Genomic DNA, 23,018 nt, shown 5'->3' with positions numbered 1-23,018 from the left:
AAAAAACAGTATTATAGAACATTATGGTTTCGAGACTACTCGTTGTGCAATACCTGCCGCTGCCGCCCTTGCCGCCGGCAGCGCCGGCGATACTGCTCGATGGTAGTACTCGACAGGTGTGCGAGCAGGGCGCGGATGGACGCTCGATCAGCTACCGGGCTGTTCGAATACGACCCAGAAACGAACGGAGCGATCGCTGACGCGGATGTCTCAGGGGTGTTCGCACCTCTAGTCGGGGTCGGACTTCGACTCCGAGACGAACTCGCCGAACGGTTTCGACTCGTGGCTCCGGACGAGCACTTCGTCGGCCACCGTCAGCCCCATGTCCAGCAGCTCCTGTGCGACCGGCGTGATGTCGCTGTCGGACTCCCCGACGGCGGTGACCAGCAGGTTCTGTTCGCCGGTGACCAGTTCCTGGACGGAGACGACACCGTCGATGGCGAGAATCTCCGGGATGAGGTCGCCACGCTCCGGGATAGAGGCGGTACAGAAGAGCAACATCCGGAGCGGATACCCCGATTTCTGATAGTCGACCTCGGCACTGTATCCTTTGATGACGCCGTCGGATTCGAGGCGCTGGATCCGCTTGCGAACCGTGCTCCCGGAGGTCCCGGTCCGTTCGGCGATGTCGCCCGACGACATGTTCCGCGCGTCCTCCTGGAGCGCGTGGAGGATCGCCCTGTCCACGTCGTCGATCTCGTCGTCGGCCATACTGGCACGTCACACGTCGGCGACAAATGCTTTCGGCTCCCAGCGCATTACCGCCGGAGCCGACCGCTGACACGGGCCGGCTGCTGACGCCGCCGTCAGTACGATAGCATTACCGAGCCGATAGTTGCGGAAACAGATACTTACTTGCCGTTTGCAGCCCTCCGTCTAGACGTAACACAGGGTCGACCGGTAGGTAAGCAGATGGGAGAGACACAAGTACACCAGCAAGACGGTATCTCGACGACCAAGACGGTGAGCGACGCCGCTGGTGGCGCTCGGATGGTGACGCTGACACTCCGTTCGTCGCGTGACGGAACCGCGCTGGTTCGACTGGCCGACCGGGTCCCGGCACGGCAGTTTCTCGTGGACCCGGCCCGGGTTCCCGACCGGATCGACAGGACGACCTACAGCGACGGTCGCCTCGTCGTCGAGCGTGCGCTCGATCCGGGCGAGTCGGTAACCGTCGCGTACCTGCTCGCCGGCGGACCCGAGACGCTCCCCGAGGCGACCCTGGACCGGGTCACGTCGCTGACGACGGCGGCAGCGCAGTTCCGCCAGACGGTCGTGCTGTGGGAACGGGCCGACGGGTCGACGGTCCCCCTCACCGTCGCCGAATCGACCTCGCCCCCCGACGGCATCGAACGGGGGACACCCCTCGTTCGACTGGACGAGGCCGTCACCGGTACACACGCCAGGCCGGCCATCGGCATCGTCCTCACCGGGGCCAACGAGGATGCGGTCTACCGGACAGTCCTGCGAGCGAAACAGCGCGGCCATCCCGTCGTGCTGACCTACACCGAGGACTCGACCGACTCCGAGGCGCTCGACGCTGTCGCCTCGCTGGGCGTGACGGTCGTCGACCCCGAGTCGAGAAACGCGACGATGGCGGACCGCCACCGAACGCTCTCGGCGGCGGCACGCGAACGGGGGCTTCCGGGGATCGTCCTCCAGACTCGCGAGTGTCCGCGGATCGACTACGAACGAACCCTCTCGGCGCTCGAACGGAGTGATTTCGAGGTCGTCGCGATTCCCGAAGACTGGACCCGCCCGACCGAGGGTCCGTCTGTCGTCGTCGCCATCCCGGCCTACAACGCCGAACACAGCATCGGGACCGTCGTCGAACAGGCCGCCGGATTCGCAGACGAGGTCGTCGTCGTCGACGACGGCAGCCGCGATGACACGGCCGCCATCGCTCGCGAGGCCGGCGCGACCGTCGTCGTCCACGATGTCAACCGGGGGTATGGCGGCGCGCTCAAGACGGCGTTCAGGGAGGCCGATGCCCGCAACGCCGCGCATCTCGTCGTCATCGACGCCGACGGGCAACACGACCCCGCCGACATCCCGATGCTCGTCGCGGCACAGGACCGGGAGGACGCCGACATCGTCATCGGGAGTCGGTACGCTTCGGGCTCCCGGACCAGGGTCCCGTTCGTCCGCTCGCTCGGCCTGGCGGTCATCAACCATCTGACGAACGTGAGTCTGGGCAAACTCCGCCCGAGCGGGTGGATCCGCGATACCCAGAGCGGCTACCGGGCCTACAACCGTCGGGCGATCCGCTCGCTCGCCGACGACGACGCGATCGGCGAGAACATGGGCGCGAGCACGGACATCCTCTATCACGCCCACCGGAAGCGCCTCAGCATCACCGAGGTCGGAACGACGATCTACTACGACGTCGAGGAGAGCAGCACGCAGGGCGCGCTCTCGCATGGCCTGGACCTGGTCCGGAACATCGTCTGGACCATCGAGTACGGTCGCCCGCTGTTGATCGTCGGTCTGCCGGGCCTCGTGAGCATGATCATGGGCGTCCTCGTCACCGTCTTCCTGACCACGCAGTACCTTCAGGACGGGATCCTCGCCCCGGTCCAGGCGGCCACGAGCGTGCTGTTCGCACTCGGCGGGCTGTTGCTCTGTTTCGCCGCCATCCTGATGCACGTCCTGAACACGCACCCCACGTTCAGGCAGTTTCGAACGTAGTGTCCGGCGAGTTCAAGCCGCTGTCTCCCCTACTGATACCCCATGCTTCCCTGGACGCATCTCGCATTCGGCTACGTCCTCTTCGTCGCCGTCGCGGTCGTCATGCGACGGAGTGTCTCCAGGGCCGAACTGCTCTCGCTCGCGGTCGGGACCCAGTTCGCCGACGTGATCGACAAACCACTGTTCTGGTGGTTTGGCGTCATCCCGTCGGGACGGTCGCTGGCACATTCGCTGCTGTTCGCGATTCCCCTCGTCGTGTTGGTCGTCGTCGTCGCTCGCCACTACGGACGCGGGGAGCTCTCCCTGCCGTTCGCGCTGGGGTACGCGAGTCACCTTCTGGGTGATACCTACCTGGCGCTGCTGTACTGGCGCACCGAGGAACTCACCTTCCTGCTGTGGCCCGTGTTGCCGCCCTACCCCTACGACGAGTTCAGCGGCTTCCTCGATTTCGCACTCCAGGTCGAGCTGACCACGTCGCTGCTGGCACAGTCGGCGGTCGCGACGCTTGGACTCGTTGTCCTGCTAGTCCACTTCGCCCGGGCACCGTGGTGGCGACGACCACGGTCGCACGGCGGCGGATAAGCGACCGTTACTCGACGACGACCGTCCCGACCATGCCGGACTCGTGTGGGATACAGAAGTACGGGTACTCGCCGCTCGTCTCGAAGGTATGCGAGTACGTCTCGCCGGCGCCGACACTCCCCTCAGGGTAGGCCTGTCGCGCGGCCGACTCGGTATCGAAGTCGCCGGAGGCGAAGAACGCGGCGCCCTCCGGGAGGTCGGCCTCGTAGGCCGTGACGCTGTGTGCGACAGAGCCGACTGTCTCCCAGACGACGGTGTCGCCGACCGCGATTTCGACCGTCTCGGGGACGAACTTCAGATCGTCCGTCATGTCGACACGGGTCTCGCTCGGTCCTGCCGTCGCTGTCATGGGCGCCTCGGTCGGCGTCCCCGTCGACCCCGAACAGCCCGCCAGACCGACGGCGGTAGCGCCGACCAGCTTCAACATCGTCCGTCGTTGCATACTGTTATCTTGGTCCCAGCGGAAATAAGGATGTCTCTGCCGGTAGGACCTCCCTAGAGGCCGACGCCGGCACCGCCCAGCGCACGCAGTCCGCCGGCCTGCTGACTGCCGTGGGTGACGTCGACATCGTCGGCCGTACCGACGTAGAACGAGGGGTTGGCCCGGTCACACGGTGCAGCCAGGTTGACGACGTTCTCCCGGAGCCGTGGCTGGCTGGTCGCGGTCGTGTAGGTGCCGATCGACTTCTGTCGAGGGGGGCCGCCGTCAGCGTCGATCTCGTAGGCGTAGTCGGCGGTCCCGGTGACGTGTTTGACGCTGCCGACCTGGCCGGGGTTCCAGCCCGACAGGCGGACGATGGTGTCGGGGCGTGACGGCTGGTCGGTCGGCTCCCAGTGGACGTGCTCGACGGCGAGGTGGCTCCCCTGACGCTGGTCGACGACCGTGCCGGCGCTCCCGCCGACGGTGATGTACTCGACGGTCTGTGTCCCGCCCCGGGTGTGGAAGACCGTCGAACCCCGGCCGCTGGTCCCGCTGCGCGGGTAGGCCGCGATCGTTCCGAACCAGTTGGCAGGGCCGAAGTCGGATCGGAACTCGAAGAGCCCGTCGTGGTCGCCCGCGTCACAGTCGTAGAGTGTCAACTGGCCATGCCGACACTGGAAGGGCCCCACGTCCTTCTCGACGCGATAGACCGTGTTGTTCCATCCCCAGCAGACCAGATGGCCGATCTGGAGGTCCTGGACGTTCCCACGCCTGTGGTGAATGGCGACGCCCGATGGCCTGCTGAGACCCGGGCCGTTCAGGGTGAACCGGTCCAGGGAGACCTGGCTGACGCCGTCACGGCGGTCGAATCGAATCCCGTCGGTGTTCCGGTCCCTGATCGCGATACCGGAGTACGACGCGCCGTACCCGACGATAGACGTGTTCGAGACCGGGCGGATCGGGCCGTCGTCGCCGACGATCCGTGGCGGCAGGCGGATCTCTCCACCGCCGCCGTCGTCGAGTACCTCGATCGCGTCACCGACAGGTGTCGACGTCTCCTCGGGGTCGATGTACGCCGGCCCGCCAGCGTCGCGGGTGAAGACGCCGACCGAGCCGTCGAGGATGGGGGCCTCCGGGTGGGGGGTTGCATCGCCGCCCAGCCGCTCCCAGTTCGATCCGGTGCCGAGATAGATCCGACCCGTGTCCGTCGCGAGGAACTTCGTGCCCTCGTCGGGTGCGTACTCGTTTCGCCGGGACTCCCGGTCGCGGATCTCGACGTCCCTGTCCAGTTGCTCGAAGTTCTCGTTGAGGAGCCGGTCCCAGTCCCTGGTCCCCCGTTCCGGCGTGTTGTAGCCGTGGTTCTGGGTCATCCGTGTTCCCTACCACGTAGATCCCCGTTCGGAGGGCTCGTCGATTCCTGTCTCCGGGACAGTTGCGGCTTCATCACCAGATAGTGTCGCTACGGGCGTATAATACTGCTACCTTCCCGTGGGCTCCGTCCCGGCATCTCTCGGTACTCACTTGCCGAAACGTGCGACGTTCGCACGGAGCTTCCCGCGGAATGACGGCGAGAGCAGGACGACACCGAGATAGACGACCCCGCCCAGGAACACGTGGCCCAGCAGACGTGGGAGCGTCGTCACGGGGACTACCGTGTCGAGGGCGACCAGGACGCCGGCCATCGCGCCCGCGGCGCCGACACTCCAGCCGATATCGCCCAGTGCGAACTCCACCGGGACGATCCGTCGGAGGAACCCGCCGAGGACGACGGTGTTGACGACCATCGCGAGGCCGGTGGCGACGGCGCCGCCGACCAGCCCGTACCGCGGAACCAGCAGGAGGTTGAGGACGACGTTCAGTGTCAGCGAGGCGATGGTGGCTCCCGCACCGATGTCGGGGCGGTCGACCGCCCGGACTGCCGCGTCGAGCACGACGTTGACCGCCGCGACGATCTTCTCGCCCATCAGGACGACGAACGCCCCGGCAGCAAGGACGTATTCCGGCCCGAAGACCAGTCCCAGGAGTTCCCCCGAGAGCAGTGCGACGCCGGCGAACGCCGGGATCACCAGGAACAGCGCGGCGGTCATCCCGTCGCGGAGTGTCGTCCGTATCTCCTCGAACTCGCCGCTGGCGCTCCAGGCGCTCATCTGGGCGAAGACGGTGTTGGCGACGACGCCGCCGACGACCGCGGTCATCAGCGTCACGCGCCAGGCGAGTTCGTACCCCGCGACGTGGGCCGACGAGAGGAAGAAGCCGATGACCAGCAGGTCCATCGTGTTGTAGACGTGGCCACCGAGGCCCCAGATACCGTTGAACTTCGCGTAGTCGACGAGCGACCGGATGTGTTCCCGGGACGGCAGCGCGGGCCGGGTCGACATCCGCGCCGCGCCCGCGACCAGCAGGACCACGTAGCCAGCGACGACGCCGTATATCAGCGCCCACACGCCGAAATCGAGCTGCAAGAGCACGACCGCGACGGCGACGTAGGTGACCAGTCGCAGGAAGTACAGCAGGGCGGTCTCGTCGGCCCGCAGTTCTGCCCGCAGGACGTGGACGGTCAGCGTCGACAGTTCGTACAGCAGCGTCGTCGCGACTAACAGGAGTGCGACGTCGGCACCGACGTAGCCGTTGATGAGGTCACGGAACAGCAGGATGAGGACACCGAGGAGACCGATGAGTGCGAGCTTCAACGCGAGTGCGGCCCCGAGAATCTCGCCGGGTGCGCCTCCCTCGCTGATGCGCTTCTCGACAGCACCCCGGAGGCCGAAGTCGCCGAACGTCGCCAGCGTACTCAGGACGGCCTCGAAGAGGAAGAACACGCCCAGTCGCGGGGCACCCAGCGCGGTCGCGAAGTAGACGGTACTGAGGAAGCCGACGACGGTCCCGAACAGTTCCAGCCCCAGGAGGAGCCCGCCGGCCCTGGCGAAGTTCAACCGACGGGGAACCGTCCGGGTAGCGGGGCGGACGGGCTCGGGACCGGGACGTTTCTCCTCCATAGCCGGCTCAGGTCCCTGGCATCCGGCCCGCCGTCACCTCGACACCGACGACTCGATACATACAACGAGGTCGGCGATAGCTCACTTAAGAGTACGGTTCGGGCCATCACACAGTGATCACCATCACTCGGTGACGGTCACCTGGAGGTGGACCTGCTGGTCCGGCGGTCCGGTGGCCGAACCGTCACCGAAGTACACCGCGTAGGTCAGCCGCAGATCGCCGGTCACCGTCGGCGTCACCGTGTGCTGGATGCGGGCGGTCCCGCCGGCAGGGTCTTCGAAGGTGAGCGTCCGCAACACCGTCTCCTCTGTGACCGTCACCGAGCCATCGTCGCCGTCCAGCCGCTGGAGGCTGACGACGGCCGTCACCGGCGTCGCGCTGTCGGTCCCGCTTTCGGCCCCGAGGATCAGCGTCGTCGGCTGGCCGCGCTGGAGCGTCTGGGGGTAGTCGTCGGCGACTGGGCCGTCGGGTCCCGGGGTCAACAGGAACGCCTCGGTGGGCGTGGTGTCGGCTGCTGGCATCCCGTAGACGGCCCCCGCCGCGAGTACCACTGCGACGACGACGACTCCGCTCAGCGCGACGTCGAGGGGGCTGTCACCGAGCGCTCGTCGCAGGCGGTCGCGGGCCGCGCCGAACGTGACGCCGGCAGGCTGGGAGACGGTCCGGCGCCGTCGGACTGCCACCGCAGTCGCGGCGAGCGTGAGGACGGTGACGCCTGCCAGGACGGGGACGGTCGCGAATCCGAAGACGGTGAAATCGAGTACCAGACCGACCGCCAGGACGGCGCCGACGCTGGCACCGACCGACAGCACCAGCCGGCCCAGGAGCGGAAACCGCCGCGCGACGTCGGTCACCGGCAGCCGTTCGGGGAACAGCGCCGCGACCACGGCGTAGCCGGGACCGACGAAGAGAAACGGCAGGGCCAGGGCCGGTCGGAGCGGCGTCGCTGCCAGCGCGGGCACCAGTACGGCGAGATCGACGAGCGCGAGCCAGGCGACGAGAGCGACCAGGTCGGCGTGATTTCTCCCCCGCTGCATGGGGATTGCTTCAGCCGGCGGCGATGAAAACCCTATCGGTGACCCAACAGCAGGACTAAGTCGGTTCGTGGCGTCCCACCGCACGAATGGACTGGGTCGAACGGTGTCTCTCACTGGCGGTGTGTCGGGATGCGTAGGACCGCGCTGGGCGGTCGGTCGCCGCTACTCCGGCGACCGTCCCTCGTGACAGTGCTGCTGGTCGTCCTGGGACTGGCCGGACTGGCAGTTCGATTCGAACTCGGGGGAATCGGGATTCCGGTCCCCCCGACGGAACCGACGCTGCGGGTGTTGACGGCGCTCGCGGCGACCCTGACCGTCGGTGGCGTCCTGAACCACGTCCTCGTCCAGGGCCGGGACCTGCCGCTCTCGGTCACCGAGAGCACTGCCACCGCCGCCTCGGATACGGTCGAGACGCTCGTCGCGGCGCGGGACCTCCCGGACGAGCGCGTCTACGTCCCCTCGACCGGCGACCGGGGGCCACAGCTGGTCGTCCCCGTGTCCGACGAGGACGTGCTCGCTGCCGCGGCCCGAACCGTCGACGACGCCGACGCGGATGGCGTGGTCGTCACCCCCTCCGCTGCGGGACTGGTCGCCCGCTTCGACGGCCAGGGGGTCGATGCAGTCGCTGACTCGCCGGCCGAACGACTCGACGCGCTCTGTGACGCGCTCACGGCGGTCTACGAACTCGCGGGTGGTGCCACGCCGACGGTCGAGGAGCGACACGCGACGATTGCAGTGCGTGCCTGCCCGATCGGGCAGCCACGGCGCGTGGACCATCCGGTGTCGTCGTTCCTGGCGACCGGACTGGCCGAGGCACTCGACCGGCCGGTCGAGGTGACGGCAGTGCGGCCAGACGAGGGCAACCGCGCTTACGCGTTCGAGGTGTCGCTGCGGTGGGCAGCGGCGGAGGGACAGTAACTCAGGGTTCGAGCAGTTGCGTCCCTGTCACCCAGATGTCGACGGCCACCAGGACGAGGAAGACGGTAAAGCCGGCGAGCAACAGCCACCGGATCCCGCGCCGCCAGGGCGGTGTCGCGCGCAGCGTCGCGGTCCGCTGGATCGCGACCAGGAACCCAAGCAGGGTCAGGGCGAACCAGTGGGCGCCGTTCAGTCGCCCGATCAGCGAGAGCAGGACGATCACGAGCAGTCCCCACCCGACGGTCAGGCGGACGAGACGACGCTGGCGACGAGTCGGCATAGGTCCGCTGGGGCGGCGACCAGCAAAAACGTGGCGCCCCACGCCAGTACTGTTTTCCCACCCGGGCGCTTGCGTGGGGGTATGGTGAGGTATCACTGGGAGAGTAGCCGGCTGGCTCCCCGGCGCAGGACCGGGCGGAGCGTCGTGGGTGACGGATGAGCGGGCGCGATCGGGTCACACTCCTCGGAATCGCCGTCGTCGTCCTCGCGGCTGCCGGCCTGGGCGGTGCGGCAACGCTTGGGCTGTTGGCCCCCGCGCCCGCCGTCAGGGCCGCCTACGCCGTCGTCGGCACGCTCGTCGCACTCGGTCTCTACGTCCTGACCCGGGACAGCGACGCCGCCGACGGGGTGGCGGTGCTCTCGGCCGGCCGGACGGCCAAACTCGTCACCGCACTGGGGGCGCTCACGGTCGCCGCTACCGCCTGGACCGGCCAGCGCCTGTTCCCGCTGCTGTGTGTCCTGCCCGTCGGGTACCTCCTCGTGGCGGAGCAGATCCGCCACGACGGAGCGCCGGCACCGACACTGTTCGCGACTGCCGTCCTCTTCGCCGTCCCGCCGCTCACGAAGTATCTCACGACCGGGTTCTACTTCGGCGGGACGGACACGTTCGCCCACGTCGACAGTCTCAACCGACTGCTCGCGGCCGGTTACACCACCGTTCTCCCGCACGGCTACGACTTCTTCCCGGGCTTCCATCTGTTCGTCGGCGCGGCGTCGCTGCTGGGTGGATTCGCCCCGTACGACGCGCTCGTGCTGGTCGGGATCGGCGTCTCGACGCTGCTGGTCCCGACGATGTACCTCGTCACCACCCGCCTGTTCGGTGACACCCGCGTCGCCCTGGGCGTCGCGGTCGCCGTCACCGCGGTCGAGTGGGTGGGCTACCACGCGGTCTACTTCTTCCCGCAGACGCTTGCCGTCGTCCTTCTCGGTGTCGGCTTCTACGTGGCCGCCTCGCTCCCCCGGGCGACGACGAGCCGACGGTACCACCGCTACGGCAGCTACGCACTCGGCCTCGTCGTGGTACTCGTCCTGGTCCACCACCTGACGTACGTGGTCGCGCTCGTACCGATCGCCGGGCTGGCCGTCGCGACGGTGCTGACAGCCACGGTCGGGCGGCGAATCGAACAGCCGATCGGTGCTGTCCTCGCGGACGCCCGCGAACGGCTCCGGTTCCGGTGGAGTTTCCCGGTGGTCGTCGGTGCGGCGGCCGTCGTGAGCTATCTGGTCTTCTCCGGAAGTATCATCATCTACGGTATCTTCGCTCTCGCGTTCAACATCGGCCGGGACGTGGCCGGAAGTGGTGGGTTCTCGACGTTCCTCTACGGGATCTCGGTTCCGGCCGACAGCGTCTCCCGGGCGCTCTCGTGGTTCGCCCGGCCGACGGGGATCTACTACAGCGTGTTCGGTGCCGTCGCGCTGGCCGGTCTCTACGAGGTGCTGTCCGACGGCCGGCGGTACGCCGGTCAGGCGGCGCTGCTGGCCGTCGGCGTCGGGAGCGTGCCGCTCTTTCTCCCCCTGCCGATCCAGATCCCACAGGTCGAGCGCATCACGGTCGTCGTCGTCCTGTTCGCCGTCTTCCCGCTCGGAATCGGTCTCGCACGGGCGCTCCGGCAGTCCCCGACGCGCTCCGGGCGGGCAGTCGGTGTCGTCGCGCTCCTGCTGGTCGCGACGCTGGGGACGACGGGCGCGTTGACGACGCTGACCGGCGACGACGTCGCTGTGGCCGACGTCCCAGACCGGGACGTCCAGGCGGCGATGTCCGACCGGGAGTACGCCGCCACGGTCGCGACCGCTCGCTTTCTCGACCGCTATGGCACCGGCAGGGCCGCCTCGGATCAGATCACCGACCGCGCGTTCGCGTCGGCCCCGATCGCCGGTAGCGACGGGCTCGTGAGCCAGCGCCGTGGGCTGCGAACCGAGCCGACCGGCCTCACCGCGCCGGCTGGGACACTCGTCGTCCGTGAGAGCTGGACGGACACGCTGGTCCCGGTGGCGGCCGGACGGGGACTACTTTCGAACGAAGTGTCGTTCTTCACGGTCTCTGACGCGCGCTATCGGGCCGGGACCGCCAGACACAGCGTCGTCTACGCGACCGACGAGACACAGGTGCTCTACGACGCGGACGGCTACAGCGGCCTGTTCGGGAACGGGAGGTGACAGTGATGCAGGACACACTTCCTGACGGACCCGCAGCGGCCACCGAGACGACCGAACTGCGCGTCGCCGTCGCCTGTCCGGGGACCGAACTGCCGGCGTGGCAGGCGAGTGCGATCACCGCGCTCCGTCGACTCGACCACGTCTCGCTCGTGCTCGTCGTCGACGAATCGCCCGCTACCGGCCCGGTGGAACCGACACAGATCGATCCGAGCCGTCGACTGGCGCCGACAGCCGACGTCGGCAGCGCGAACTGGTCGGTGTGGAACTACTGGCAGCGGGTCGCCCCCTCGCCGGCGGCAAGCCGTCAGGTGGATCTGACCGCCGAGTTCGACGGCATCGACACGGTGGGTGTCGCGGGCCGGCGTGACGACGGCGCGATCCTGCTCGGGGACCGTGCCGAGACGGCGATTCGCACTGCCGACCTGGACGTCCTGCTCAGGCTCAGTGGTCGCCCGTTTTCGGGCGATACCGTCTACACGGTCCCGAGCTACGGTGTCTGGGAGTTCCGCTACGGCAACGGGGGATGCGGCGGCGAGTGGCCCCCCTGTCTGTGGGAACTCGTCGCCGGTGAGACGACCACCCGGGCGACGCTCTGGCGGATGACGGGGGTCGATACCGGCATCCCACTCCGCCGTGGCGTCTACCCGACGCTGCGCCACTCCTGGCACGGAACGGTCGATCAGTTGCTCGAAGATAGCGCCCGCTGGCCGGCGGCGGTCGCCGTCGACATCGCGACCGGCGAGGCGGGGTATCTCGCCGGAGACGCCACCGAAGTCGACCTTGACATGGCCCGCGAACCGGACGTTACAAGCGTCGCGGCACTCGCACTCGCACAGCTCCGGGGCACGCTGGGTATCATGGTTACCGGCGCCAGCATCTGGAGCATCGGTGTCACGGAGACGCCGATCGACCGGGTCGCCGCCGACCCACAGGGGACCTCCTTCGAGTGGTTCCACCTCCCCGACTCCCGGCGGTTCGTCGCCGACCCGTTCCCGGTCCGTATCGACGACGAGCCGTACCTCCTGTTCGAGGACCTCTCGTTCGACGACGGCCGGGGGGTCATCTCCGCGCTCAGCCTGGACGACCCGCTCTCGTTCGACTACACCGATATCGTCTTCGAGCGGCCCCACCACCTCTCGTACCCCTACGCCTTCGTCCACGACGGGACGACCTACGTCACCCCGGAGATGGCCGAAGCGGGCGAGATCAACCTCTACGCGCTCGATAGTCCGACCGACTGGGAACACGTCGAGACGCTGGTCCCGGAGTTTCCCGGTATCGACCCGACCATCGTCAGATACGACGGCCGGTGGTGGCTCTTCTGTACACGACTGGACGATCTCCCGCAGACGAACCTCTACGTCTACCACGCAGCCTCGCTGCTGGGCGAGTGGGTCCCTCACGCCAACAACCCGGTCAAGACCGACGTTCGGTCGGTCCGTCCCGCGGGCACGCCCTGGACCGAGGACGGCACGCTCTATCGGCCGGCCCAGTACTGTGCCGGGGGCTACGGCCGCCGGGTGGTCGTCAACCGGATCGACCGACTCTCTGCGACCGCCTTCGAGGAGACGGTCGTGAGGGAGATCCGACCCGGGCCGGACGACCCCTACGGCGCCGGTCGCCACACACTGTCGACGAACGGCGACGTCACCGTCGTCGACGGTTTCCGGCAGGTCCTGGACGGCTATCACACCGCCCGGCGTGCCCGGATCGCACTCGGTGGTCTGGAGAACGTCCTCTCGCGGCTCCGCCGGCCGGTCGAATCAGCGTGAGTCGGGCGAGTGTCAGCCCAGGGCGCGACGGACCAGCGTCCGACCGAGATACAGCAGGGTGAAGGGGTGTGGGGCGATCCGGAGCGCGCGGCCGAAATACGACAGCGCCCGGTCGTACTCACCCTCGCGGTGGCACTGGAGGCCGGCCTGTGTAAACGACTGGACGTAGTAGGGGGTGACGTAGGGCTGTGCTGCGGGCACGCGCTGGCTCACCAGATACGCGAACCGCTTGTCCGCAGCGACGAACTCGTCGACCGGCAGCCCCGTGGCCATCATGCTCTGGTCGTGGCGCCGCCGCGTGAACAGGTCCGGACAGCAACAGACTCCCCCCTCGGTCGCCGCCTCCAGCACGAACAGGAGGTCCTCGCCCCGGTCGAGTCCGGACTCGAAAGTGGTCGAAACCTGATCCGTGTCCAGCAGGATCGAGGAGGTCAGCGAGGTCATGTCTCCGAGCAGCACCCGGTAGACGAACTCGTCCAGCGAGAGGGGCTCACCCTCGACGCACAGTCCTGCGCCGGTCGCGTCCATCCGATCGAGCTGTCGTGCCAGTTTGTCGGGGTGCCAGCGATCGTCGGCATCCAGGAAGGCGACGTATCGGGTCCCGGCCCGTTCCAGGCCGGCGTTGCGGGCGTCCGCCGGCCCGGTGTCGACGTCGTCGACGACGACGATCTCGGTGGGGACCGACTGTGCCGCCACCGACTCGCGCGCCTCGTCGAGCATCGACTCGGGGGTGTACGTCGGGCTGTACGGGATGACGACCGAGACTGTCGCGGTCATCGGGCGCTCACCCGCCGTGACAGGCCGTTCATGCTCCACCAGGGAATCCGGAGCCAGTTCCGCGGTTCCCGGAGCGTCTCCCAGTCGAGGTACTCAAGGGCCGGGAGGAACTGCCCCGTCCGCAGGTACGCCCCCGCGACCGCGACCCTGTGGATCGCTCTGATCTCGGCCCCCTCGGCTTCGAGATCGTCGACGAGTGCCTCGTGGCGGTCGAGGAACCGCTCTTTGACGCTCGCCACGACCGCGGGCTCGGGGTCGCCACCCGACTCCGGCAGCACCACGAGCGGTTCGTCGAGGTGGGCGATCCCGCCCAGCTCCAGCAACTGTAACACCAGATCCCAGTCCTCGTGATCGACCAGTTCCTCGTCGAAGCCGTCGGTTCGGTCGAGGACATCGCGCCGGACGAGCAGCGTCGATCCCGGTCCCATCAGCACGTTCATCGTCAGTATCTCGCGGGCGAGACCCCGCTGCCCCTCCCGGACCCGTGGCGTCGCGAAGACGTGCTTCGAGAGCCAGCCGACGGCTCGGCCCAGCCGGGACGGGGCCGGTGCGAGGAACTCACAGTAGATCCCGATCCAGCTGTCGTCACGCTCGCGCAGGGCGTCCAGCTGTCGCTGGAGCTTCCCCGGTAGCCACTGGTCGTCCGAGTCCAGGAAGGCGACGTACTCGCCCCTGGCCGCCTCGATGCCGGTGTTTCGAGCCGCACTCCGGCCCTTGTTCTCTTCGTGGGAGATAACACGAACACGGGAATCGTCGTACGCCGCCAGGACTGCGAGCGTGTCGTCTGTCGAGCCGTCGTCGACGACGAGCACCTCGATGTCGTCGAGCGTCTGGGCCAGCGCGCTGTCGAGCGCACGCCCGACCACGCTTGCCCGATCGTAGGCGGGAATCACGACGCTGACCAGCGGTGCGTCGCTGTCCACGGACGCGTGCTGGTCACTCATGTTCTGCCATGACGTCCCGGTGGATCTCGGTGACACGCTCGGCGTGGCGCTGCCAGGTCCACTCCTGGTCGAGCAGCCGCTGGTGGCCGGCGGCCCCCATCGCCCGGAGGCGTTCGGGGTCGTCGAGCAGTTCGTCGAGCGTGTCACGCAGCGCCATCGGCTCCCGAGAGGGCACTAGCGTCCCGGTCTCGCCGTCGACGATCATCTCCGGGATGCCGCCCACGTCGCTCGCCAACACCGGGGTCTTCGCGGCCATCGCCTCGTAGATGACCGTCGGGCGTGCCTCGACCCAGCTCGGGTGGACCAGCAGGTCCGCGGCGACCTGCCAGCGTCTGAGCGCGACGGGATCGAGTTGCCAGAACGAGTGAGCCGGGTGGCTCATCTCGCCCATGCGATCGAGCAGCCACCACCGCATGTCTCCCTCGTGGCCGACGGTGACGACGTAGACGTCGTCGCGTTCGAGGCGTTTGAGCGCCTCGACGAGATCCTGGATCCCCTTCTGTTTCACGTAGGCACCGACGAACAGCAGTAGCTTGGTGTCGGGGCCGATCCCCAGTTCCTCACGGATCTGGTCCCGCCGCTCCGTGGGGAACTTCCGGGGGTCCTCGCCGATGGGAACGGTCTCCAGTTTCTCCTCGGGCGTGAACTGGCGAGCTACGTCCGCCAGTTCGTCGCTGACGGTGATGACCCGCGAGGCGAACTCGATCGTCTCCCGGAGTCGGGCCTGTGCCTTCTCGTTGAACCGGTCGTAGTTCTTCAGATCCCCCGCGTGGCTGGTCACCACGAGCGGGATGTCGTGGCGACGGCAGTACGGTATCATCCCGTAGCCGTCCATGTAGATGTCGCACGCGTGGACGATGTCGTGTGGTGTTTCCAGGGTCTGCTCGACGTAGTCGCCCACGCGTTTCTGCATCGAGTCCCCGGAGACGTGATAGAACTGCTTCTTGGGCAGCATGTAGAGGAAACGCGGGTAGTGGACGGTGTAGGTGCCCCAGCGTTCGGTCTGTGGGATGTCGCTGTACTCCGAGTGTGGGCCCACCGGCGGTGCGAACGGCGTCGGCGAGACCACGTCCAGGTCCGCGGCGGTCCGGTTGATGGCGTCCAGCGACCGGTGGTTGAACGGGGCTCGGACCTGGTAGACGTGGCTCTGGTGGTGGGTCGCACAGGCGAGTGCCCGGTAGGACTCGCCGCTGGTCGCCCAGGACGGTACGGCGTCGGTAGCTGTGGTGTCGTCGGTCATTGGATGGTGGTTTCGAGCGTCTCGCTCAGGTGGCGCCCGACGGCGCGGCGGTCGTAGCGGTCCTGTACGTGTTCGCGGCCGGCGGCACCCATCTCGGCACGGCGCTCGGCGTCTTCGAGCAACGTCCGGAAGGCCACCGCCAGCGACTCGGGGTCCGACTGGACGGCGAGCCCGCCACCCGACTCCGTCAGCAGTTCTTCGAGTGCGCCGCCGGCGGTCCCGACCACGGGGAGGCCACAGGCGAGGTACTCGTACGTCTTCGTCGGGACGGCGTAGCGCAATCCGTCGGACTGTTTGAGCGTCGCGACGCCGACGGCGGCCGACCGGAGGAGGTCTGGAACCGCTTCGCGGTCGACCGGATCGCGGATCTCGACACGGCCTTCGAGGCCGTACTCGGTGACCAGTCCCAGCAGGCGGCCACGGAGATCGCCGTCACCGACCAGCAGCAGTCGGGCGTCACCGTCGAGGTGTGCCATCGCCCGGATACAGTTCTCCAGGTCCTGCGCGTGGCCGAAGTTCCCGGTGTAGAGGATCGTCCGCCCGTCGTCGCCGGTCCCGTCGTCCGGGGTGAAGACCTCGGTGTCGACGGCGTTTGGCACGACGGTCGTCTTGCCGTCGACGGCCGGGCCGTGTCCCTCCGCCAGCAGGCGTCGCATCTCGGCGGTCGTCGCCAGCACCCGGTCGGCGTGCCGGAGGATCAGCCGCTCGTAGCGCCGGGTCAGCCGAATCGAGAGGCTCCGCTCGCTGACGAACCCCAGGCTCGCGGCCGCGTCGATCCAGAGGTCGCCGACGTCGACGACGAACGGCGTGTCGGTCAGCCGGCCAAGCACCAGTCCGGGGAGCGTGGTGAAGATCGGTGGTGTCGCACAGAGCACCACGTCGACGCGGCGGCGGCGCCAGAGCAGCCACAGCGTCGCGTGCAGGGCAAAGAGGAGGTAGTAGGCGAGCCGTTCGAGCGTGTTCGGGTCCGCTCTGGACGGCTGCCACGCCCAGAGGCGCTCGACCGAGACATCACTGTCGGTCGTCCGCTCCAGGCGGCGCCAGGTCCGTTCGTAGCTGCCGGCCGGGTAGGATTTCGGCGGCGCGACGACGGTCACGTCCCACCCCTCGGCGGCCAGCCGTCGCGCACTGTCGCCCACCCTGGACGCGTTGCCTCCCAGTTCGGGCGGGTACTGCTGGCTGACGATGACGACGCTATCGTCGGTCACGACTCTGCCTCCAGCAGGACGTCGAGGATCCGCCCGGCCGTCCGCCCGTCGCCGTAGGGCGACTCCCACCCGCTCGCGTCGAGCATCGCGGTGGCGGCCTCGACGATCGTGTCGGGGTCGGTCCCGGCCAGCCGGTTCGAGCCGATCTCGACCGTCTCCTGGCGCTCGGTGTTCTCGCGGACGGTGACACAGGGCGTCCCCAGGATGGCTGCCTCCTCCTGGACGCCACCGGAGTCGGTGACGACGAGGGCGGCCCGCTCCTCCAGGAGGAGGAAATCGAGGAAGTCCAGCGGCTCGATCAACCGGACGGCCTCTGGGACCTCGATGCCGAACTCGTGGATCCGCCGGGCGCTCCGTGGATGGGCAGGATAGAGACAGGGCAGTCCTTCCCCGGCGGCGAACCGCGCGACGCCGTCGAGGATGTCGCGGAGTCGGTCGGGATCGTCGACGTTCTCGGCGCGGTGTGCGGTCAGCAGGACGAACTCACCGGGAGCGACGCCGAGACGGTCCAGTGCGTCGCTCTTGCGCTCGGCCAGTTCGATGTGCCCCTCGACGGCGTCGACGATGGTGTTGCCCGTCATGTGGACGCCGTCGGTGAGTCCTTCGGCCCGGAGATTCTCGACCGCCCGTTCGGTCGGGGCGAACAGGTAGTCGGCTGCGTGGTCACTCATCACGCGGTTGTGCTCCTCGGACATCCGCCGGTCGAAACTCCGCAGTCCAGCCTCGACGTGGGCCAGTTCCGGCGCGAGCTTGCAGGTCGTGATGCTGCCGGCCAGCGTCGAGTTGGTGTCGCCGTGGACCAGCACCACATCCGGCGCGACCGAGTCGACGAGCGGTTCCAGCGCCGTCAGCATCGCACCGGTCTGCTGGCCGTGTCCTCCGGAGCCCACAGCGAGGTTGTGACCCGGCTCGGGGAGCTCCAGTTGGTCGAAGAAGACACGGTCCAGTTCGGGGGAGTAGTGCTGGCCAGTATGGATCAGGGTGAACGGGCAGCCACGGTCCTGCGCGGCGCGGATGATCGGTGCGAACTTGATGATCTCTGGCCGAGTCCCGAAGACGAAGGCCAGTGACCGCTCAGTCGTCATTGCACCCCACACACAGAAGCGGCACAATCATACCTCACTAACGTGCCAGATATTGCTTATTCTTTCTGGTGCGGGCAGGAATATCGCAGCACGGTGCTCGGATGGTCGTCACCCGACACCGGTGCCGGCACCGCCGAGCGCACGGAGGCCGCCCGTTGGCTCCTCGCCGTGTGTGACGTCGACGTCGCCGGCCACCCCTTCGTAGAAGGAGGGTCGCGCCGGGTCGTTCGCGGCCGTCAGGGTGACGACGTTCTCGCGGACCGCCGTCGCTTCGGCAGTGGTCGAGTACGGGCCGAGGTAGTTCGCGGCCGGCGCCGTCCCGTAGTCCGGACCGCGCCCCAGCTCGTAGGCGTACTCGGCGGTACCTGCGGCGTGGGTGATCCCGCCGATACGAGCCTGGCCGGCCCCGCGCAGTCTGACGATCGCTGGGGTTGGGGTCGCCGTCTCCGGTTCCCAGTGGACGTGCTCGATGCGAAGCCGGCCGCCGCCGGTCTGGTCGACGGCGGCGCGTGCCGTGCCACCGATCGTGAGGTGATCGACGCTCTGAGCCCCGCCGCGGGTGGCCCACACCGTCGATTCGTGGCCGTTCTCGGCGGCAGACGGGTAGGCCGCGATAGTCCCGAACCAGTTGGCCGGCCCGTACGACGACCGGAACTCGAAGAGACCGTCGGCGCTGCTCGCGTCACAGTCGTAGACGACCAGTAGTCCGTGCCGGCACTGGAAGGGGCCGACGCCCTCGTCGACGCGGTAGACGGCGTCGGTCCAGCCCCACAGGACCAGCCGTCCGAGGACGAGGTTCTGCGTGTCGCCGGCGGCGTGGTGGATCGCGACGCCGCTCTCGCGATCGAGTCCGGGCCCGTTCAGTGCGAAGCCGTCGAGCAGGACGTTCGTCACGGCGGGATCGCGGTCGAACCTGAGGCCGTCGGTGGCCGGCGACCCGATCGCGACCTTGGAGACATCTGGGCCGAAGCCGACGATAGCCGTGTCCGAGTACGGCCTCACCGGGCCGCGATCGAAGACGGTGGTCGGTGGCAGTCTGACCTCGCCGCCCGCGGGAGCGAGCAGATCCAGTGCGTCCTGGATCGGCCGCTCGGTCGTCTCCGGATCGACCGCCGTCGGTTCGGGACGGTCGCGCCCGACGGCGACGACCTTGCCGGCCAGCAGGTCGTCCACTGCCGTCGCCGGGCCGTTACCGGAGAAGACGCCGAGACAGCCGGCAGAGGCGGCGAGCGCTCCCGCGAGCCCACCGGTGAGCAGGTAGTCCCGCCGCGAGACGCCCGCACCGGGCTCCGAGTCTCCCATCGCCGAATCCAGGGCGACCAGTCGCAAACGCCTTGCGGTACCGGCGCCATTCACGGCCGGCAGTGCTGCCGCTGTGTACTCGACGGAGCCCCCCCACCACACGTCCTCAGAAGCCGGTACCTGCGGTACCCATGGCTCGGAGTCCGCCAGTGCTCCCCTGGCTGTGGGTCACGTCGACGTCGTCCGGCGCGGCCTGGTAGAGCGACGGCTGGGCCGGGTCGGCGGGATACGAGAGGTTCACGATGTTCGACGTGAGCGCTGCCTCCGCGCCGAGTTCGATGTACGGACCGATGAGCTTCCGACCGGGGCCACGACCGTTGTAACTGTCGTAGCCCAGTTCGTAGATGTAGTCGGTGGTGCCTGTGACATGCTTGACACTTCCGATTCTCGCCGTCCCGTGGCCACGGAGGCGGACGAGCGCCGGCGGGTCCGTCGGGTTCGAGGTCGGTTCCCAGTGGACGTTGCCGAACTCGATCATGCTGTCCCAGGTCTGGTCGATGCAGATGCCGGTCGAGCCACCCATGGTGAGGTAGTCGACCGTCTGGGTCCCGCCCCGCGAGAAGAACAGGGTCGTGTTCTGGCCGCTGACGGGTGCGGTCGGGTAGGCCGCGATGGTCCCGAACCAGTTGGCCGGGCCGTACCACGAGCGGAACTCGAAGAGGCCGTCCTCGTTGCCGGCGTCACACTCGTAGATCGTCAGCAGGTCGTGCCGGCACTGGAAGGGGCCCACGCCCTGGTCGACCCGGTAGACCGAGTTGTTCCAGCCCCAGAAGACCATCCGGCCGACCTTGAGGTCCTGTGTGTCGCCGTCGACGTGGTGCATCGCGACGCCGCTCTCGCTGGTGCCGCCGGGGCCGTTGAGTGCGAAGTTGTCCAGGAAGACGCGACTGACGCCGCCGCGACCGAACTGGATGCCGTCGACCGGCTGGCCGGTGATCGAGACCTTCGTGACGTCCGGGCCGAAGCCGACGATAGCCGTGTCGGAGTAGGGACGGATCGGGCCGTCCTCCTCGATGACGAACGGTGGCAGACGGAGTTCGCCGCCGCCGTTGTTCCCCAGCGTGTCCAGGCCGTCCTGGACCGGCGTGCTCGTACTGTTGGGATCGATGACCTGTGGCGAGGAGAGGTTCCGCGCCAGTGCGACCAGGTTGCCGGCGACTAGCTCGGACGTAACTCCGCCGTCACCGGTCGAGCCACCGCCGGTGGTCGCGTCGATGGTCCCGAGTTGTGTCCAGCTCCCGCCGTCGCCGATGTAGACGTTCCCGGTGTCGGTCGCCAGGAACTTCGAGCCGGACTTGGCCGTGTAGTTCGATCGGTTGGCGTCGGTGTCGCGGATCTCGACGTCGGTGTCGATGCGTTCGAAGTTGCGGTTCAACGGTTTGTGCCAGTCCAGCGTTCCCGCTGGCGGCGTCTCGTACTGATGGTTGTCTGTCATTGGTCTGGGTCGATCCCTCCGAAGCCGTACTGTCCGTAGCCGCGCTCACCGAACTCGTCGTTCGGGATCAGCGTCGGAGTCGGGGTGGGGGTCGAAGTTGGAGTCGGTGTGTCTGTCGGTGTCGCAGTCGGCGTAGCTGTCGGTGCTGGAGTTGGGGTGGGTGTCGGTGTGTCTGTCGGGGTGGGTGTTGGCGTCGGTGTGGGTGTCGCAGTTGGTGTCGGGGTGGGAGTCGGCGTCGGTGTCGGCTCTGCAGACTCGCCGTCGGAGACTGCCTGTACCTGACTCGGCGTCAGTGCCTCGTCGTAGACGCGGACGTCGTCGATGGCCCCGTCCATCCCGTAGAAGGAGCTGTAGCCGTTGTCGCCACGGCCGACGAACAGCGGCCGTGTCGATCCGACGGGAGAACCCGACTGGGAGCTGTCGCGGTCGACCGCCTCGCCGTCGACGTACAGCACGAGTTCCAGCCCGTCCCAGGTGAGACAGGCGTGGTGCCACTGGCCGTCGTGGGTGGCGACGCCGAAGGGGTTGACCGTGGCGGTACCGCTGTCGACGACGACGCGTGCACGCAGGCTGTTCTCGGTCTGGACGTCCAGCGCGTAGCCGGTCTCGCCCTGCAGGGAGTCGGCTTTCTGGAGGATGGTCTGACTGGTGTCGCCGCTGGTGGTCCGGTACCACGCGCTGACGGTGAGTTCCGAGGCAGGTCGCAGCGCCGACGCGTCGGCGACCTCGACGCAGTTGCCGTCGCTGGCCCCGAAGTCGATGGCCGACGAGCCGACCGTCCCTGTGACGTCGAGGGCCGGCGAGCCGCGGACGACGCCGTCGTTGCCACCGACGCCATCGGTCACGACGGTGCCTTGCTCCTCCTCGAACCGCCAGTGGCCGACCGGTGACGGGAGTCCCGTCGTCGGGGTGGGGGTTGGTGTTGCGGTCGGTGTCGGCGTGGGTGTTGGAGTTGGGGTTGGTGTTGCAGTCGGTGTCGGCGTGGGTGTTGGAGTTGGGGTTGGTGTTGTAGTCGGTGTCGGCGTGGGTGTTGGAGTTGGGGTTGGTGTTGTAGTCGGTGTCGGCGTGGGTGTTGGAGTTGGGGTTGGTGTTGTAGTCGGTGTCGGCGTGGGTGTCTCAGTTGGTGTTGGCGTAGGTGTCTCTGTCGGCGTCGGTGTTGGCGTCGTCTGTGTCACACCCTGATACAGGTCGTCGACCTCGTCTGCCGACAGTGCCCGTTCGTAGACGCGGACGTCGTCGATGGCCCCGTCCATGCCGTAGAAGGAGCTGTAACTGTTGTCGCCGCGAGCGACGAACAGCGACCGGGTCGACCCGACGAGGGGGCCGGACTGCGAGCCGTCGCGAGCCACCTCCGAACCGTCCACGTACAGGCGCAGGTCTCCGCCGTCCCAGGTGAGACAGGCGTGGTGCCACTGGCCGTCGTGGGTGGCGACGCCGAAGGGGTTGACCGTGGCGGTACCGCTGTCGACGGCGACGTGCGCTCGCAGGCTGTTCTCGGTCTGGACGTCCAGTGCGTAGCCGGTCTCACCCTGCAGGGAGTCGGCTTTCTGGAGGATGGTCTGACTGGTGTCGCCGCTGGTGGTCCGGTACCACGCGCTGACGGTGAGTTCCGAGGTGGGTCGCAGCGCCGACGCGTCGGCGACCTCGACGTAGTTACCGTCGCTGGCCCCGAAGTCGTAGGCGGTCGAGCCGTAGACGCCGCCGACGCCCTGCTGTGGACTCCCGCGGATGGCACCGTCGTTCCCGCCGACGGCGTCGGTCGCCGTCGATCCGGTCCCGTTCAGTGGCCAGTGGCCGACCAGGCCGTCGTCGGGACCGACCAGGGCCGGGAGGTACGGGGCGAAGACCGCGCTTGTCGTCGAGAGCGGGACGTCCCACGGCACACCCCCGTAGCCCAGTTGCTGCTCCGTCTCGGGTGACCCGGTCCCGAGACAGCCCGCGACCGTCGGCAGTGCCGCTGCACTGACGCCGGTCAACTTGAGCAGTGTTCGGCGCGATAGTTCGGTAGGTTCCGCTTTCTCATCATCTGGTGGGGGTTCGCCTCCCATCGTGGCGGCTGTTTGCTAGCGGCAAATATACCCTTTTCTACCACATTATCATCACGAATAACCGGAATTAACGTCCGGTTCTAGTACGAACGTCGATAATTCTACCTGAATTAACCGTAAAAATCGAA

General features: G+C 68.0%; 19 protein-coding genes. 5 read left to right on the top strand and 14 right to left on the bottom strand.

Annotation, left to right across the window (positions count from 1 at the left end; translation table 11 throughout):
- Nucleotides 1–228 precede the first annotated feature (228 nt).
- On the bottom strand, nt 229–711 hold the full coding sequence (locus Hhyl2_RS10710; RefSeq protein ID WP_483550771.1) for an Lrp/AsnC family transcriptional regulator: 483 nt from the start codon (nt 709–711) through the stop codon (nt 229–231).
- A 201-nt stretch (nt 712–912) separates the two neighbouring features.
- On the opposite strand from Hhyl2_RS10710, the gene Hhyl2_RS10705 reads away from it, so the two are divergent.
- Both Hhyl2_RS10705 and Hhyl2_RS10700 read left to right on the top strand, forming a co-directional pair.
- Nucleotides 913–2,688: a glycosyltransferase gene (locus Hhyl2_RS10705; RefSeq protein WP_483550770.1), complete on the top strand. Its 1,776-nt coding sequence runs from the start codon at nt 913–915 to the stop codon at nt 2,686–2,688.
- Between the two features lie 42 nt (nt 2,689–2,730).
- Nucleotides 2,731–3,270 (top strand): metal-dependent hydrolase, encoded by a 540-nt coding sequence (locus Hhyl2_RS10700; RefSeq protein WP_483550769.1) that lies wholly within the window; start codon nt 2,731–2,733, stop codon nt 3,268–3,270.
- Nucleotides 3,271–3,277: 7 nt separating this feature from the next.
- On the opposite strand, the gene Hhyl2_RS10695 is transcribed toward Hhyl2_RS10700, so the two are convergent.
- From Hhyl2_RS10695 to Hhyl2_RS10680, 4 genes are all read right to left on the bottom strand, one after another.
- The gene (locus Hhyl2_RS10695) at nt 3,278–3,712 is read right to left on the bottom strand and encodes a cupredoxin domain-containing protein (protein WP_483550768.1); all 435 of its coding nucleotides are present in this window, start codon (nt 3,710–3,712) and stop codon (nt 3,278–3,280) included.
- Nucleotides 3,713–3,765: 53 nt separating this feature from the next.
- On the bottom strand, nt 3,766–5,061 hold the full coding sequence (locus tag Hhyl2_RS10690) for a hypothetical protein (protein WP_483550767.1): 1,296 nt from the start codon (nt 5,059–5,061) through the stop codon (nt 3,766–3,768).
- A gap of 147 nt (nt 5,062–5,208) precedes the next feature.
- Nucleotides 5,209–6,687, bottom strand: a complete 1,479-nt coding sequence (locus tag Hhyl2_RS10685; RefSeq protein ID WP_483550766.1) for a lipopolysaccharide biosynthesis protein — start codon at nt 6,685–6,687, stop codon at nt 5,209–5,211.
- Nucleotides 6,688–6,810: 123 nt separating this feature from the next.
- The gene (locus Hhyl2_RS10680; RefSeq protein ID WP_483550765.1) at nt 6,811–7,725 is read right to left on the bottom strand and encodes a DUF1616 domain-containing protein; all 915 of its coding nucleotides are present in this window, start codon (nt 7,723–7,725) and stop codon (nt 6,811–6,813) included.
- Between the two features lie 129 nt (nt 7,726–7,854).
- Here Hhyl2_RS10680 and Hhyl2_RS10675 point away from each other — a divergent pair, with 129 nt between their 5' ends.
- A complete protein-coding gene (locus Hhyl2_RS10675; RefSeq protein WP_483550764.1) occupies nt 7,855–8,643 on the top strand; it encodes a DUF7982 domain-containing protein in 789 nt (262 codons plus the stop codon).
- 1 nt (nt 8,644) lies between these two features.
- Here Hhyl2_RS10675 and Hhyl2_RS10670 read toward each other — a convergent pair whose 3' ends face one another.
- Nucleotides 8,645–8,923, bottom strand: coding sequence for a DUF8044 family membrane protein (locus tag Hhyl2_RS10670; protein WP_483550763.1), 279 nt, complete (start codon nt 8,921–8,923; stop codon nt 8,645–8,647).
- A gap of 155 nt (nt 8,924–9,078) precedes the next feature.
- Here Hhyl2_RS10670 and Hhyl2_RS10665 point away from each other — a divergent pair, with 155 nt between their 5' ends.
- Together Hhyl2_RS10665 and Hhyl2_RS10660 are read left to right on the top strand one after the other, a co-directional pair.
- On the top strand, nt 9,079–11,079 hold the full coding sequence (locus Hhyl2_RS10665) for a hypothetical protein (RefSeq protein WP_483550762.1): 2,001 nt from the start codon (nt 9,079–9,081) through the stop codon (nt 11,077–11,079).
- 5 nt (nt 11,080–11,084) lie between these two features.
- Entirely contained in the window at nt 11,085–12,851 is a 1,767-nt protein-coding gene (locus Hhyl2_RS10660; RefSeq protein WP_483550761.1) for a glucosamine inositolphosphorylceramide transferase family protein, read from the top strand.
- Nucleotides 12,852–12,863: 12 nt separating this feature from the next.
- Here Hhyl2_RS10660 and Hhyl2_RS10655 read toward each other — a convergent pair whose 3' ends face one another.
- The 8 genes from Hhyl2_RS10655 to Hhyl2_RS10620 all read right to left on the bottom strand — a co-directional run bounded on the left by Hhyl2_RS10655 (nt 12,864) and on the right by Hhyl2_RS10620 (nt 22,890).
- Entirely contained in the window at nt 12,864–13,628 is a 765-nt protein-coding gene (locus Hhyl2_RS10655) for a glycosyltransferase family 2 protein (RefSeq protein ID WP_483550760.1), read from the bottom strand.
- Complete coding sequence (locus Hhyl2_RS10650; protein ID WP_483550759.1) at nt 13,625–14,572, bottom strand: glycosyltransferase family 2 protein; 948 nt, start codon at nt 14,570–14,572, stop codon at nt 13,625–13,627. The genes Hhyl2_RS10655 and Hhyl2_RS10650 overlap by 4 nt, the downstream gene beginning before the upstream one ends.
- On the bottom strand, nt 14,565–15,812 hold the full coding sequence (locus Hhyl2_RS10645; protein ID WP_483550758.1) for a glycosyltransferase family 4 protein: 1,248 nt from the start codon (nt 15,810–15,812) through the stop codon (nt 14,565–14,567). The genes Hhyl2_RS10650 and Hhyl2_RS10645 overlap by 8 nt, the downstream gene beginning before the upstream one ends.
- A complete protein-coding gene (locus tag Hhyl2_RS10640) occupies nt 15,809–17,020 on the bottom strand; it encodes a glycosyltransferase family 4 protein (protein ID WP_483550757.1) in 1,212 nt (403 codons plus the stop codon). Before Hhyl2_RS10640 ends, Hhyl2_RS10645 begins: the two co-directional genes overlap by 4 nt.
- A complete protein-coding gene (wecB, locus tag Hhyl2_RS10635) occupies nt 17,017–18,105 on the bottom strand; it encodes a non-hydrolyzing UDP-N-acetylglucosamine 2-epimerase (protein WP_483550756.1) in 1,089 nt (362 codons plus the stop codon). Before wecB ends, Hhyl2_RS10640 begins: the two co-directional genes overlap by 4 nt.
- A 108-nt stretch (nt 18,106–18,213) precedes the next feature.
- Nucleotides 18,214–19,407 carry a hypothetical protein gene (locus Hhyl2_RS10630; RefSeq protein WP_483550755.1) on the bottom strand — a complete coding sequence of 398 codons (1,194 nt, stop codon included), beginning with the start codon at nt 19,405–19,407 and terminating at the stop codon, nt 18,214–18,216.
- 106 nt (nt 19,408–19,513) lie between these two features.
- On the bottom strand, nt 19,514–20,842 hold the full coding sequence (locus Hhyl2_RS10625; protein WP_483550754.1) for a hypothetical protein: 1,329 nt from the start codon (nt 20,840–20,842) through the stop codon (nt 19,514–19,516).
- Nucleotides 20,839–22,890 carry a LamG domain-containing protein gene (locus tag Hhyl2_RS10620; protein ID WP_483550753.1) on the bottom strand — a complete coding sequence of 684 codons (2,052 nt, stop codon included), beginning with the start codon at nt 22,888–22,890 and terminating at the stop codon, nt 20,839–20,841. Before Hhyl2_RS10620 ends, Hhyl2_RS10625 begins: the two co-directional genes overlap by 4 nt.
- Between the last annotated feature and the right edge of the window lie 128 nt (nt 22,891–23,018).

It is taken from the genome of Haloarcula sp. H-hyl2, from assembly GCF_056934385.1.
Note: the sequence above shows the minus strand (reverse complement) of the source record. Positions and strands in the feature narration are given on the sequence as shown.